This window comes from Pseudoalteromonas sp. T1lg23B (genome assembly GCF_002964665.1).
In the GTDB taxonomy this organism is placed as follows: domain Bacteria; phylum Pseudomonadota; class Gammaproteobacteria; order Enterobacterales; family Alteromonadaceae; genus Pseudoalteromonas.
The window spans coordinates 545,982-560,613 of record NZ_PQBZ01000042.1; the positions used below are offsets into that span (position 1 = coordinate 545,982).

The following is a 14,632-nucleotide window of genomic DNA, read 5'->3' on the forward strand; positions in this document are numbered from 1 at the left end:
ACTTCGCTTTTACTAACCAAGGAAACTAGTTATGAAGTACGTGTTATTCGCTGTCAGCATCAATACTGCGGCACTCATAGGCCCAAATACGGCGCTGGCCCATTCTTTTCACGTTACCCCCTTTTTACAAACAGCCTCACCCACCAGCATGTGGATCAGCTGGGAAACCAGCGGTGGTGACGAGTCGATTGTACATTGGGGTACGAGCACAGCACTTGGCCAACACACCTCGGGAACAAGTAAGAGAGGTAACTTACTTAGCCGTATTCATGAGGTACAATTGAGTGAACTGCAACCTGATACGGTTTACTATTATCGCGTAAAAACGGGGGATGCATTGAGCGATATTTATAGCTTTAGAACGCCTCCCATTGCCTCTCAAGAAAAAAGCGCCCGTATCCTAGCCATGAGTGATATGCAGCAGGACTTGGCGAACCCGAATAAGTTTCGTGAGGTGATCAACCATGGAGTGATCCCATACATTGAAAACACCTTAGGCGTCAGTCTACATGATGGACTCAATATGACCCTGATCCCAGGTGATCTGGTTGACAACGGCAACCATTACGACAGTTGGCGTAACACCTTTTTCGCACCCATTGCGCCGCTTGCTGCACATGTACCAACTTATCCAGCGCCGGGTAACCACGAAAACGACTCTAGCCATTTTTTCAATTACTTTAACCTACCTAAAAATGGTTCACCGAACCATATAGAACACTGGTGGTATCAAGATCACTCCAACATCAGAGTCGTATCACTCGATACCAATACTGCTTATCGAACCGATGAACAACTGCAATGGCTCGACAATGTATTAGCACAGACCTGTACCAATACAGACATAGACTTTCTGTTCGCCCAGATGCACCACCCACACAAATCGGAAATGTGGTTAGCAGGAGAAACCGACTACAGTGGTCAAATTGTTGCCAAGTTAGAGCAATTTTCGAGTAACTGTAATAAACCCAGTATTCACTTTTTTGGCCATACACATGCTTATTCACGTGGCACCAGCCGCGACCACAAACACGCCATGGTTAACGTCGCATCTGCGGGTGGGAACTTAGATTATTTTGCTGAGTATGCCCAGACTGACTACACTGAGTTCTCGGTTAGTCAGGACGAATATGGCTTTGTGGTCGTGGATGTTCAAGCGGGTAACGATCCGGCTTTTGAAATCAAACGCATCTCATTGGGTGATGAGCACACCCCACTGAACAACACTATTCGCGATACCTTAAAAGTCAAACTTAACAACACCGCTCCGTACACACCTGAAATACTCTGGCCACAGGAAACTCACATAAATCCAAGCTGTAACTTGGCGGTTGCTTCGTTGTTTGCGGATGCCGACTTAGACAAATTCGGCGCGGCACACTGGCAAGTAAGCACGCAGTGTGACGACTTTTCGAACCCAGTATTTGATACATGGTATCAGCATCAAAATATTTGGAATGAGCGTGACACTCGCGCGGGCAAAGCGCCGAATCGCATCACGTTACCCGATCTGCAAGCCAATCAACAATATTGCGTTCGTGTGCGCATGCGAGACCGTGCTTTGGCATGGAGCCAATGGTCTTCTGGGGTGTCGTTTACAACCATACAAACCGCTCCTTTGAGTAATAACTTGCTCCACAACCCTGAGGCTGAACAAGGCATTGAACACTGGCAAGGAGTAGGACCAATAGAAAGCTTAGCGGATGGGCAATGTGATTCAGTCACCCCTTATAGCGGTACACACCTGTTCGCTGTGGGTGGCGTGTGTGGCAATGAACAAAGTGAAGGTGTGGCCTATCAGCGGGTTGATGTAAGTGACTATGCAACAATGATTGACCAAGGCAATATTAAAGCTCATTTTTCTGGGTATATGCGTAACTTTAACGGCAGTGACATCCCGCAAATTCACATCATTTTTAGAGGAGAACAACAACAAATTTTGGGCCTTAGCGACGCCCTTAAAGGCGCTAACTCAAGTTGGCAGTCATTCGCCAACAGTGCGATTATACCTGCTCAAACTCGCTACATTGACTATGTACTCACAGGCACAAGGAAAAATGGTACTGACAATGACAGCTACTTTGATTTACTGAGTCTAAAGATTGAGACTAAATCCTCTAATTGCCCTGTTACCACTGACCGCGGGCCCACTGGTGTACCCACAGAACATATCACTCAAGAGCACATACCGTCAGGGAACTTGCTGCAAAACCCAAGTGCTGAAATGGGGATTGATGGCTGGAGTGGCAAAGGACCTGTTGAATCACTAAGCGCAGGTCAATGTGATTCAGTCGCGCCCTATGAAGGCAATCAGTTTTTTGCCGTAGGCGGTGTATGTCAAAATGAGCGCGCCCTTGGTAGCGTGGTGCAACGTATTGATTTACAGGAATTTAGTCGTGTTATTAAAGCTGGTAACGTGACTATGAACTTTGGTGGCATGTTACGTAACTATAGCGGCAAAGACAGCCCAGCTATCAAGCTGTCGCTATTCAATGACTCTGGAGAACTCATTGAGCATAGTCAAACACTGACCTCACAAAGTGCGCAATGGCAAAGCGTTTCAGCACAAATTTCACTGCCCGATAATACCGATTTTGTGGATTTTGTTATGACAGGCACACGCAACCATGGTTCGGACAACGACAGCTATTTTGACGCACTCTTTTTGTCTTTCAACCAATGATCACATTACATAGGTGGCGAAGTAAAGCCACCTACTATCAATAAATACTGCCAATTTTAGCTACACAAACAAAAATCAATGTTGCCGATTTTGTTGCATGACATACAATAATAAAGGATGAGTTTTGATGTCGTAGTACTCTGAGAGGTGAAATGTTAGACGCTGAGAAGATGACCGCAGTACTCGCGGCGTTACCCGACCCAACTTTTTTAATTTCTCGTCGTGGCAAGTATGTCGCTATTTATGGTGGCCAAGATGAGCGCTATTATCACGATGGCAGCAGCTTGATTGGTCAGTACATTGGTGATCTAATCAAACCAGAAAAAGCAAATTGGTTTATTGCCACAATCGAACGCGCACTCACATCAAAAACACTATTAATCGAAGAATATGAACTAAGCAATAAGGACGTTAAGGGCCTGCCAGATGAAGGTCCCTCAGAGCCGATTTGGTTTGAAGGTCGTATCAAGGCGTTAGATTTCAAAATAGATGATGAAGATATTGTGATGTGGGTCGCCAGCAATATCTCGCAACGTCATGAGTTAGAAACTAGGCTGCGACAACAAAGTGACACCGACCAACTCACGGGATTATTTAACCGTCGTCGCTTGGAGCGAGAGCTGAGTTATCACTTCAACGCGTTCAAAAGGCATGGCTATGCCGTCTCTCTTATGATGTTCGACCTAGATCACCTCAAGCTACTCAATGACACCTGTGGGCACCATGCCGGCGATGAAGCGATCTGCAAAATTGCACATATTTGTCAGGGGTCTTTACGACAAACTGACATCACTTGCCGCTTTGGCGGCGATGAGTTTGTAATTGTATTACCACATCTAAACCTAGACCAAGCCACGATAACTGCAGAGCGGTTGCGCGTTGCTGTTGAGCAAGCGCTACTGAATACTCATCCGCTGCACACTCAAGAAAACATTCCAGTCAACATTTCGATTAGCATTGGTGTTACTGAGATTTCCGCTCAGGATGCGTCCTATGAACAGGCTCTAAAACGCGCTGACCGCGCATTGTACGAAGCAAAAAGAGGTGGCCGCAATCAGGTCGTCAGTGCCTAGCGGCGCACTCTATGTGTAGAACGACTCGTACAAAAGGTTTAGCCACTATACTGAGATTGTCTTAACAAGACCGACGATAAAAAATAAATTTTGCCACGCTTCATTAGCTTATCAGCTTTTCACAAAGTAATAACAACACCCTGAATTTTGCTGCCCTAAACTTAAAGTAATAGGTAATGAGTTATAGGTGATTTATGAGAAGATACCTCAAGTGGATAGCAGCAAGCTTGGCGGTGCTTGTAGGCGTTGTAACCATACTCATAACATGGCCAATGATCACGCAAGACGAGTATACACATAGACAAGTGAAAGCTACCTCTCCTGCAACTAGCAACCTGCTGCTAGATTTTCACCCACACATATCAAGGGTGACCCGCCCAGCGGAAACCTTTGCCTTTCCCATCGCGCTCGGGGAAGTTGGACCCAGCCAAAACCTCTACTCTGGCCCTAACCAATATCCCTTTTTCTGTATGACGCTCGATTCTGGGCTCGGCCAGCCAGAAGTTGACAATCAACAAGGTTATGGTGTGCCCGTTTACGATGAGCTAAATAATGTGGTGGGATATAGCAAAGACTGTAGCGTCAAGACTCGCCTGTCTTACTTTGCTATTGATGAGAATTTACAACCCTACCCTGTTTCGAGCGAACAGTTAACAACCAACACCGATAAGTTATTTAGAGTTGAACAAGGCACGATCAATCGTTTTATCTACACGCTGATCATGCCCATCACAGCGCAAGAAGTCGGTGATAGATTAGCTAAATCACAGTGGAATCAGCGACTTATCTATCAGTTTAATGGTGGCTCAGGCATCGGCTACCGCCAAGGTAGACAAAGCGCTTGGAAAGTCATGAAACGCCAAGCGCAGCAATTACTGGATGGTTATGCCGTCATCAGTTCAAGCGGCAATAAAACCAGTTACACATACAACATGTTACTCGCCGAAGACACCGCAAGACGCGTTAAAAAGCAATTCACGAGCCTGTATGGAGACCCTATTTATACCGTTGGCATTGGTGGTTCGGGCGGTGGTTTGGCGCAATATCTGATAGGCCAAAACAGTACAGGCATTTTAGATGGATTAATTCCTCTGTACAGCTACCCAGATATGATCACCCAGACCACTTATGCGCTGGATTGTGACTTACTAAACAACTATTTTACCTTCCGGGCAAAAAACCGAAAATCTTGGCGTGACTGGGAGCGTCGACGCCTGATTGAAGGCATGAACGCCATTAATGACTTTCCGCAACGTGCTGGATTCTTGCAACCCCTCAATCAGTTGATGGCAGGCTTCGTACCTTCATTTCCAAAGGGAAACAGTGAATGTATCAATGGCTACTTTGGCCTTTCTGCCTTCATTAACAACCCTAAGCAAGGCTTTTTACGCCAATTCTTTGCAAAGCCGGTTGTCGAGCAAACCAACTGGAGCTATTGGCAAGACATGCAACATGTATTTGGTACCGATGCCAATGGGTTTGGTCAAAGCACTTGGGACAATGTTGGAGTTCAATACGGCTTAAAAGCACTGCGAGATCAAAAAATCACCATGGCTGAGTTTTTGGATATCAATAAAAACATCGGCGCTTGGAAATATCAAAACGAAATGCACCGTGAGCATATAGTCACGCCTTTGGGCACGCAAATTCCCTTATGGCTATCATTGTGGGGAAGCGATAATATCACTGAATCTAATAGTTACTCCGCGAGTCGCCATCACGGCTCTTTGCAGGCCATGGAAGCGGCGTACCGTTCAGGTCAAGTATTCATCGGTCAAGTTCACCTACCAATCATTGATGCCCGCCACTATTTAGAGAATGACTTAGATATGCATCATATGTCGGCATCTTTTTACAGCCGACTCCGCATTGAAAAGTCACAAGGCCATCACCAAAATCACGTGATCTGGGTAGCTCACAAGGACCACGACCCAACCACACAAGCGTTCGCCATGATGGATAAGTGGCTGCTCAATATCAAACAGCCTACCCCTGAGGGCATCATCGCTGCCAAACCAATTGGTTTGCAAGACACCTGCTTTAACGCCGATGGAAGTGTTTTTGCCACCGGAGCAGAGGTATTTAATGGTCAGTGGAACCTGCAAAGTGATGGAGCCTGTCAATCTCGCTTTCCCATGTATAGCACTAGTCGTATTGAAGCCGGGGCGCCATGGGCCGGAGACATATTCAAATGTGCTCTGATGGATGTCGATACAGCAGTGCGCAAAGGAATGTATGGGAAAGACATCACCGCAAGAGAAATTATTGCCCTGAAGACAATTTTTGTTGATGGTGTCTGCGACTATAGTCAAGGTGATGTTGGTCGACCGAAGGATATTTAACCTGTTTCAGCGCTGATATTTTTGTTATAGTCTTGGTCCAATTTAGGCAACAGGAAGCAAACATGGAAGCGCTATTTTCATACGGCACATTACAACAATCACAAGTGCAGCTAGACACTTTTGGCCGCCTATTGGCAGGCGAACGTGATACTTTGCTTGGCTACCGCATTTGTGAAGTAAAAATCACCGATGCTGCCGTCATTGCCAGTAGTGGTAAAGATGTCCACCCCATTTTAGTTCACACAGGCAGTGCAAATGATAAAGTTGAAGGCACGGTTTTTATGATCACCGATGATGAACTGACACATGCGGACAACTATGAAGTAGATGAATATCACCGTGTATCTGCCAGACTTGCCTCGGGTAAACAGTGCTGGATTTACGCTGCGGCCGAGTAAAATGACCAAAACCGAGAAACGCCTTGAAAAAGCGCTAATACAACAACTAACACTCGCCTGTGAAGAACTAAAAGTGCTAACCCCACATTTTAGTTACTTAAGCCACACAGGCTCGATGAAAAAGCTCAATGCCACGCTAAATGTGCAACTCTATTGCTCTGAGCCGCTCACCAAAAGCGAGCTTGGTCAGGCGCAGGATTTAATCAACAATTACCTTGAAACACTTTCGTGTTCAGTTAAAGCCAATCAAATTAACGTAAAAGTCGATTCTAAGAACTGACTTGTATTAATTTGTTAATAATTGTTAGTTGCTATTTTATATACATGTAAGCTTCGCTAATATGACAAACTCATTTCTTGTGTACACTCTTATTAAGGATATTTGATGCGCCACTTCAAGCTTACTGGCATTGCGATATGCTGCCTGCTCGCAACGGCTTGTTCAACAGAAACAACCGATTCAAGCGATGTAAAAACAGAAGCCATTTGGTCAGATATTTACGTTACAACTAATGGCAATGACAGTCGAGTGATTGCCGAGCTCAACGTAAGCAGCCGCAATGGCAACAATCTCAATCTGGTTCAAGGCGATAAGTTGTTTGTCACCGCCAACAATACCAGCAAAGATATGGAGAAAGATGTCGATTTCTTTGACATAGACTATCGTGCAACCTTCCCTTTCTATGCAGAAGATACGCAATACGAGATAAAGCTTTATCGCGCTGAGGAAAAAGTTACCCTAAAAAGTACCGTAACCTTACCACAAGCAATTGATATCCTAGCTCCGCAAACTGAACAAACCTTTCCAGTGGACGAAATATTGGATCTACGCTGGATCAAAGCAAGCTCCCCCGCTGACAATGAAACATTAAAAATCACTATTTCCAGCAAGTGTAAAAACGGCAATGAAGAAATAAGCAGCACTCACATCCTTAGTGATGTTGAAGATGATGGTAAAAAATCAATTGATTTTGAGGCTCTTGAACTGTTCAAAAATGAAAAGCTAAACAATCGCTTTGATTGTAGTGTCAATTTTGAATTTGAACGTCGCCGCTACGGCAGTACAGACAGCCGCTATGCAGCGGGCAGTCGTACTTATGCCATCTCACACAACACGTTAGACAACATAAATATCACCCTAAAGTAGCACCCAAAATTACGGTAAGTAGACATTCTCATTACTTACCGTTCCCAAATTTAATAAAAATATAATTTTAGTTCCCTAAAAACAAACCTATAAGGTAGGCTATACTGACAAGCTTAAGACAAGTGCACGGAAGAGCGAAAATTTCTTGTCTAGAAGAATAAAAATCAAACTGTAACTAGGAAGTTATTCAAAGGATCTGGTTACAAATAAAAATTTATTGGAACAATTAGGCTATGTCGCTCACTCAGTTTTCAGATGAATTTATCACCTCGAGCTTTAATTCTGAACACTATGAACTCATTCACAAAATAGGTGAAGGTGGTTTCGGTAAGGTCTTTAAAGCTAAACATAAAAATACCAATCAACTGGTTGCAATTAAATTTCTCGCTCTTGAACCACACAGTGAAGAACAAAAAAAACAACGTTACATAGAGCGATTTAAACGCGAAACCGAGTTGAGCAGCCAGCTACAACACCCGCACATAGTGCGCTTGCTCGATAGAGGCCAGGTAAACGAAGATATTCTATTTGGCGTATTTGAATATGTAGAAGGTGTATCGCTTAGAGAATACCTCACTACAGAACACGCGCTTGATTCAGTGGCTGCGACCGACGTCATGTTACAAGTGCTTGATGCACTGATCCACGCGCACAGCAAAGGCATTATTCACCGCGATATTAAGCCTGCCAATATCATGTTGACCAAGTCAGGTGCCAAGACCTACGCCAAGATCCTTGATTTTGGTATTGGCACTTTAGTAACCGAGAATCGCCAGCCCGATTTTAATACACTGACGCTTACACAAGAAACGCTAGGCACACCGTCATATAGCGCGCCAGAACAATTGCGCGGTGAGCCCGCATCTGCCAAGTCTGACTTATATGTATGGGGCTTGGTATTTTTGGAGTGCTTAACAGGTCTTCCCGCCGTAACCGGTAACAGTATTGCATCGATTTATCACAAGCAACTAAGCGATGTGCATATTCCTATTCCCAGCGCTCTGCTTGGGCACCCTCTGTCTGAATTGCTGCGCAGGGTGCTACATAAGAACGCCACAGAACGGGTGATCACCGGAGCTGAAATCTATTCAGAGCTGTCAAAAATGAATGTCTCCAACCTAGTTGGCGTACTGGCAGATGTACAGGCACAACACGGCTTTGATGACACGACGATACTTATTCGTGATGACGATCCAAACCATAGGGCTGTGCAGGAATATACCGCACTCACCGAGCGCAAACAACTGACTGTACTCGCTGTAAGACTCAGCGTTAAAGCACTGAATAACAACGACAAAGACTATGACGTTATCGACACTGTTTATAAGTCACAGCGTAATAACCTAATCGATATCGCCACCCGTTATGGTGCCTATCATGTCGGTAATTTGGCTGATACTTGCTTGTTTTACTACGGCTACCCGGTTGCCAGTGATAACGACACCCGCTTGTGTGCGCGTACTGCCCTTGAAATGGTCAGTGAGCTCAGCAAACGTAATGCCCTAATGCACGAAGCGCATAATGTCGCAATCAATGTCCATTTAGGTATGCACACTGGCGTATTTGTTACCTACGCCAACGCAATTCCGGAAGGCTACAACGCTAACATTGCCGTAGCACTTGCCCGTGAAGCGGGTGAAAAGCAGATTTTATGTACCGCTGAATCAAGAGCCATCTTAGACTCTTACTCAGAGTTTACCTCATACGGACAAAGCCAATTTGGACCCATATTTGAACCAGTTAGCGTCTACAATTTAGTGGGTGAGCGACGTGTAGAAGCCTTTGGTTTTATGCGTGGTACGAGAAATAACCATGAGCTGATCGGTCGCCACCATGAGCTTGAGCAAACCCTGTCGATGATTAAAACGCAGGCAGATAATACCCGCATTGCGCACATTCATGGTGAAGCGGGTATAGGTAAATCAAGGTTGCTACAGGAAATTCGTGCCAATTCACCACAGTTCCAGCACTTGGTTGCGCAGTGTTTACCCGAACACCAAAATAACGCGCTCTACCCTATTTTGACGTTAGTTCGTTACCTATTTAACACCTCAAGCCTTGATGCTAAAGCGGCTATTTCTTTATTTACTAAACACTTAAGTGAACAAGACAGCACATTAAATATTGAACAAGCTTTGCCTATCTTATTAGTGTGGCTCAACATCGACTTAGCAGAAGAGCTACAACCATCGGCATTGGCACCAGATGCGCAAAAAGAGCTATTGTACAATGGTTTGAGCGCCCTGCTTTTGGCCAATCAACATAGTTTGAATGAATTCAAGCTATACATAGTTGAAGATATTCACTGGGCTGATGGTTCAACCCTTGAGTTTATCCATCATTTTGCGCAAAAGCTCACTGGCGGACACGTGCTGCTGAGCACATCAAGACAGAAAGTTCCTAGTCAGTTACATGATTTAACGCTGATGGAAGTGAATCTGCAAAAACTGACCGAGCAAGCCACCGAAGACTTTATCGTTAAACTGTTTGATGGCCGCAATGTGGCGCGTAACGTATTAGATGTATTAGTGAGCCGCACCGACGGTATCCCACTGTTTATCGAAGAATTAGTGGGGATGCTAAAACAAAAAGGCTTAGTTGCTGACAATGACGGACAGATTGACTTTGTAAACCCTGACAAACTCGACCAGGTACCCACCAGTTTACGTGAGTCACTACAACAAAAGTTAGATGGCCTGCAGTACGCCAAAGAAACCGCACAACTGGCCGCTACCATCGGCCGAGAGTTTGAATACGACCTGCTAGTCGCCGCCTCTCCTTTGAGCGAAAACCAAGTACAAAACGACTTAAATGAGCTAGTTGCCAATGATTTAATCATCCACCAACGCAGAGTCGAGAACGACAGCTATATCTTTAAACACGCCTTGGTGAGGGATGCGGCGTATGAGAGTGCTAACATCAGTGCAAAAGAAAAATCTCATAAGTTCATAGCTGTATCTATGGTTGAAGACGCCACAAAGACCTATGAACCACATGTGATTTCATCTCACTTCTATAAAGCCAAGCGTTTTAACAGTGCGATTGAATACAGGGTCAAAGCAATTGAAAAGCAAGTGAGAAACTCAGCACATATCTCAGCAATTGAAATGGGTGATGAGGCGCTCGCTTGGAGCGAGTTTAACAACACTGGTGAGAAACAACACATCCTTTGTGAGTTGGAACTACACAAAGCTATGTTACCTTCTATCATGACTATGTTTGGCTACGGAGCTGAGCGCGTACTCCATTGGGGTGAGAGAGTAGAATTACTCTCCACCGTGAGGCGTTTAATGCCTCAGAGAAACAGTCATTATTTGACATGTACAAAAAGAGTAAGTGGACATTATTTATGTCTGCTCACTACGCGTCACACCGAGTAAGAGCAAGAGAACTTGGCGAGAAACTGTTAAGTGATGTAACTAATTTTGGAACTAGGCAAGATCAAGTTGTCGTACTAGTTCACCTAGCCCAAGCCTACAATATTGATGGCGATCTGTTAAAAGCAAAAACTTTGTATGAACAGGCACTTGATTTATATGATGATGAACAAGACGAAGTGTTAGCCCTTGAATATGGAATGAACATCAAGGTGCAAATTTTAGCTTTGGCTTCATATAACTACCTGCACCTTGGTGAACTTTCAAAAGCAAAGTACTGTGCCTATGAAGCAGAACGCATAAGCGAGCATCTAAACTCTATTGGTGAAATCGTGTTTGCCAATATATTCATAGCGCTGTACCACATATTCTTAAAACAACACGACTTAGTTGTTGATAATTGGAATAAATTTAATGAAAAATACTCGAAGCAAGCTACCGGTAATGTTTTTCACTTACACTTCTTAGAATGCTACAGCTACTCATCCGCACGCAATACTGAGCTTTCTCGTAAAGCGCTAAATAAACAGATTGAAACTGGGCAAACTTTTGCAACTGGTTATTATGTCACACATTTAGCCGAAGCCTATATCGAAGAAATGAGGCTAGACGAAGCAATACAGCTAATTGAAGACTCGTTAGCGCGATGTGTAAAACAGGGTGAACTATCAGTCATTCCATTTGTAAAGAAAACTTATGCCGAGTGTTTATATTTAAAACACGGTAAAACCACTTCGCAATTATTAGATCTACTTCATGAATCTATCACGCAAGCACACAGCCAAGATGCCAAATTCTTCGAGCTAGAAAGTAGGCTTATGCTACATAAACTCGCCCACGATGCTGAAAACTATGAAAAATTAAAAATACTACATCAGTGGTTTATCGATCATGATGAAGTCGAAAATAGCCTTCTTTTCACAGAGTTGAAAGGATTACTTAAACAGGAGAATTTATAAATGTCTGAACAAAAAACACATAAACTTGGTGCGCGATACGGCTTTAATAGCGATGTAGCCAGCGAAGATAGCCCAACTCCTCTCGATAATACCTTAGCGATTAGTGCTTGGCATTCTGCATTAGGCAGAATGATTGCATATACATGGAAAAATTGGGATAACGATAAAGAACTCGGCTACATCATAAAGTTTCCAGAGTACTATTTAGCTAAATTTGGCTTTTTTCCACAAATCCCCGCGTACCAAACCAAAGTTAGATTTGTAATCAAGAAAGGTGACTCGGTTACGTTTACACACGGCAGTCCTGAACAAGGCGGAACGATTTCAGCTACAACTCAAGCACAAGAGTCAGAAAAAATAGTTGAATCCCTTCGTCCATGTCCTCAGTACATCGTGAACAATCCACAATTTCCAACTACATGCGACATTGAATCAGTAACAAGTGTTGTGGAAGGCGTCGATTCTCCGTCAGATGCACAAATCCGAGCGAGTCTATCAAAACAACTTGGTTTAGACGCTGATGCAGAATCAGATAGTACCGATTTCCCGTCACTACACAATGGTTGGCAGTTTGAAGATATGAGTGAGCTTACTGGTTGCTTCATAGTTACTATTCCGCCTAAGCCAAGCTTGCCTGATTCATTAAACAAAGAACAGCAATCTATGATTGAATCTCAAGCAATTAGTGACTTTATGGATATCTGTCGTAGCCAGCCATTTACTTCTTGCTAGTCACTCTACCTACAGCGCACATAGTGCGCTGTATCACCCTGATTTTTAGGCTGTTTTATGAAGATTTTCGACTGTGATCGGCATGTTATGGAGCCGCTCTATATTTGGGAAAAATACTTAGATAGTAAAATTTATCAGCAATATCCTGTTCATTTTAAGCACGATAACAAAAGCGATGTAAATTTACCCCCAACTTACTACATTGGCACTACTCCTATACTCAAGCATTGGAATGATGATATTCAGCTAGAGACAGCATTACGTCCACAAAACTCTGATGCCAGAAAACTTGCGATGTCAGGTCTTGGGCAACTTCAGAGCATGGACCAAGACGGTGTTGATAGAGCGCTGATTTTTCCAACATTTACAGGCTATATCGTTAATCACGAAAAACTCCCGAGTGAAGTATCACTCGCATATGCCCAAGCCTATAACCGCTGGATTTTAGACTACTGCTTGGTTGACAAAAACCGACTTATCCCTGCTGCGATGGTGAGCCGACAAGACCCCAGCTTACTTGCACAGCAAGTTCAGTTGATTGCACAACAAGGCTTCAAACTTATCACCATTCGCCCTGAGCCAATACAAGGGCATCACTTAGGGGAAGCTGTCTACTTAGACTTTTGGGAAGCTTGTCATCAGTTTAATATTCAAGTTGCTTTTCATGGCGGTACGCACTTACATGGAGACACCATAGGCACAAATAGGTTTAGCAGCCGATTTAGCTTACATGCATGCTCTCATGCACTTGAGGCACAAGTCGCCTTCTTAAGTTTGCTGGAAGGTAACGTTTTTGAATTATATCCAAGTATCAAATTTATGTTTCTTGAAGCCGGTGCCGCTTGGGTCCCCTATTGGCTATGGCGACTTGATAACATCTGTTACCCCGAGTTTCCCGCGCTAGTCAAGGACAAACTCCCCAATAAACCTTCATATTATTTTAAAAATAACTGTTATGTGAGCTTCGAATCTGGTGAACCATGCCTTGATGAAGTCGTCAATTGGATTGGCAGCGACAAACTACTTTTTGGCTCAGACTTCCCACATCCAGATCATCAAGACTTTGATCCACAAGAGCTGACACATGATCAAAGCTTGTCGTCAGAGCTTATTGAACGTGCGCTACAAGATAACCCTAAAGCATACTTTGGAGACTCTTTTGTATAACCAGTTTCAAAATGAAGGGTTTCACCTTTTTGACGAAGGCGCGATAGCCGTCGAACTTATAGACGCTGCATTTAATGCTATTCCAGATTTGTTTGATAACAAAAGTGACACAGGGCTAAGCCATTGGGGCATTACCAAAGGTCATGAGCAAGGTGCATTAACTCGTGTGGCACAGCCACACATTTGTAGTGAAGCTTTCTATAATCTACTCACAAAAAGCGATATTGGGACTAGTATTGCGCAAGTTTTACAATGCAATAAACTGCGTGTTTGGGGAAGTCAGTTATATTACAAGCCTCATGGTAACAACCCAAAAACAAACGTTGGCTGGCATCGAGATTCACAGCATATGCCATTTTTCAAAAGCGGCGTAGCGACCTTATGGATCCCACTGATTGATGTAACACCTGACACTGGTGCGCTATGTTATGTGCCCAAGTCACATCATTTAAACCTCTTCGAAACGCCAACAGGCGCACAAGATCTTGACTTAGAAACAGAAGCAATTCGTGTAATGGAGCACTCAACTAGCCAATGGACTGAGCACGCTTTGACGCTCTCTCGTGGGTCTTTTTCAATACATCAATGGGATCTCATTCACGGTAGCAAAGCCAACTATGCGAATACGCCAAGAGCAGCTTTGTCTGTTGGTATTTATACCGAGCATTTAAAAGTACAAGACACAGAGAATGATTACGGCTACAAGCAAATATTAGACAACGACTTTTATTGTCCAGTACTGTTTGAAAAATAA

General features: G+C 43.8%; 11 protein-coding genes. All 11 read left to right on the forward strand.

Going from position 1 to position 14,632, the window contains the following annotated elements; genetic code table 11:
- Positions 1-31: 31 nt before the first annotated feature.
- Positions 32-2,683 (forward strand): fibronectin type III domain-containing protein, encoded by a 2,652-nt coding sequence (locus C2M32_RS18875; RefSeq protein WP_105169850.1) that lies wholly within the window; start codon positions 32-34, stop codon positions 2,681-2,683.
- 152 nt (positions 2,684-2,835) lie between these two features.
- A complete protein-coding gene (locus tag C2M32_RS18880) occupies positions 2,836-3,756 on the forward strand; it encodes a GGDEF domain-containing protein (RefSeq protein WP_105169851.1) in 921 nt (306 codons plus the stop codon).
- 194 nt (positions 3,757-3,950) lie between these two features.
- Positions 3,951-6,098, forward strand: coding sequence for a DUF6351 family protein (locus tag C2M32_RS18885; protein WP_105169852.1), 2,148 nt, complete (start codon positions 3,951-3,953; stop codon positions 6,096-6,098).
- Between the two features lie 62 nt (positions 6,099-6,160).
- Complete coding sequence (locus tag C2M32_RS18890; RefSeq protein ID WP_105169853.1) at positions 6,161-6,496, forward strand: gamma-glutamylcyclotransferase family protein; 336 nt, start codon at positions 6,161-6,163, stop codon at positions 6,494-6,496.
- Position 6,497: 1 nt separating this feature from the next.
- Positions 6,498-6,776 carry a hypothetical protein gene (locus C2M32_RS18895; RefSeq protein ID WP_105169854.1) on the forward strand — a complete coding sequence of 93 codons (279 nt, stop codon included), beginning with the start codon at positions 6,498-6,500 and terminating at the stop codon, positions 6,774-6,776.
- A gap of 105 nt (positions 6,777-6,881) precedes the next feature.
- Positions 6,882-7,643: a hypothetical protein gene (locus C2M32_RS18900; protein WP_105169855.1), complete on the forward strand. Its 762-nt coding sequence runs from the start codon at positions 6,882-6,884 to the stop codon at positions 7,641-7,643.
- Positions 7,644-7,876: 233 nt separating this feature from the next.
- Positions 7,877-11,023 carry a TOMM system kinase/cyclase fusion protein gene (locus tag C2M32_RS18905; protein WP_105169856.1) on the forward strand — a complete coding sequence of 1,049 codons (3,147 nt, stop codon included), beginning with the start codon at positions 7,877-7,879 and terminating at the stop codon, positions 11,021-11,023.
- A complete protein-coding gene (locus tag C2M32_RS18910; RefSeq protein WP_105169857.1) occupies positions 10,993-11,979 on the forward strand; it encodes a hypothetical protein in 987 nt (328 codons plus the stop codon). The genes C2M32_RS18905 and C2M32_RS18910 overlap by 31 nt, the downstream gene beginning before the upstream one ends.
- Positions 11,980-12,711, forward strand: coding sequence for a hypothetical protein (locus C2M32_RS18915; RefSeq protein ID WP_105169858.1), 732 nt, complete (start codon positions 11,980-11,982; stop codon positions 12,709-12,711). It abuts the gene before it with no gap.
- A gap of 87 nt (positions 12,712-12,798) precedes the next feature.
- Complete coding sequence (locus C2M32_RS18920; protein ID WP_234401356.1) at positions 12,799-13,878, forward strand: amidohydrolase family protein; 1,080 nt, start codon at positions 12,799-12,801, stop codon at positions 13,876-13,878.
- On the forward strand, positions 13,871-14,632 hold the full coding sequence (locus C2M32_RS18925) for a phytanoyl-CoA dioxygenase family protein (protein WP_158678283.1): 762 nt from the start codon (positions 13,871-13,873) through the stop codon (positions 14,630-14,632). Before C2M32_RS18920 ends, C2M32_RS18925 begins: the two co-directional genes overlap by 8 nt.

Excerpts from the sequence above, each read along its gene's own strand:
- C2M32_RS18875 (WP_105169850.1), top strand. The coding sequence starts at position 32 with ATGAAGTACGTGTTATTCGCTGTCAGCATCAATACTGCGGCACTCATA.
- C2M32_RS18880 (WP_105169851.1), top strand. The coding sequence starts at position 2,836 with ATGTTAGACGCTGAGAAGATGACCGCAGTACTCGCGGCGTTACCCGAC.
- C2M32_RS18885 (WP_105169852.1), top strand. The coding sequence starts at position 3,951 with ATGAGAAGATACCTCAAGTGGATAGCAGCAAGCTTGGCGGTGCTTGTA.
- C2M32_RS18890 (WP_105169853.1), top strand. The coding sequence starts at position 6,161 with ATGGAAGCGCTATTTTCATACGGCACATTACAACAATCACAAGTGCAG.
- C2M32_RS18895 (WP_105169854.1), top strand. The coding sequence starts at position 6,498 with ATGACCAAAACCGAGAAACGCCTTGAAAAAGCGCTAATACAACAACTA.
- C2M32_RS18900 (WP_105169855.1), top strand. The coding sequence starts at position 6,882 with ATGCGCCACTTCAAGCTTACTGGCATTGCGATATGCTGCCTGCTCGCA.
- C2M32_RS18905 (WP_105169856.1), top strand. The coding sequence starts at position 7,877 with ATGTCGCTCACTCAGTTTTCAGATGAATTTATCACCTCGAGCTTTAAT.
- C2M32_RS18910 (WP_105169857.1), top strand. The coding sequence starts at position 10,993 with ATGTCTGCTCACTACGCGTCACACCGAGTAAGAGCAAGAGAACTTGGC.
- C2M32_RS18915 (WP_105169858.1), top strand. The coding sequence starts at position 11,980 with ATGTCTGAACAAAAAACACATAAACTTGGTGCGCGATACGGCTTTAAT.
- C2M32_RS18920 (WP_234401356.1), top strand. The coding sequence starts at position 12,799 with ATGGAGCCGCTCTATATTTGGGAAAAATACTTAGATAGTAAAATTTAT.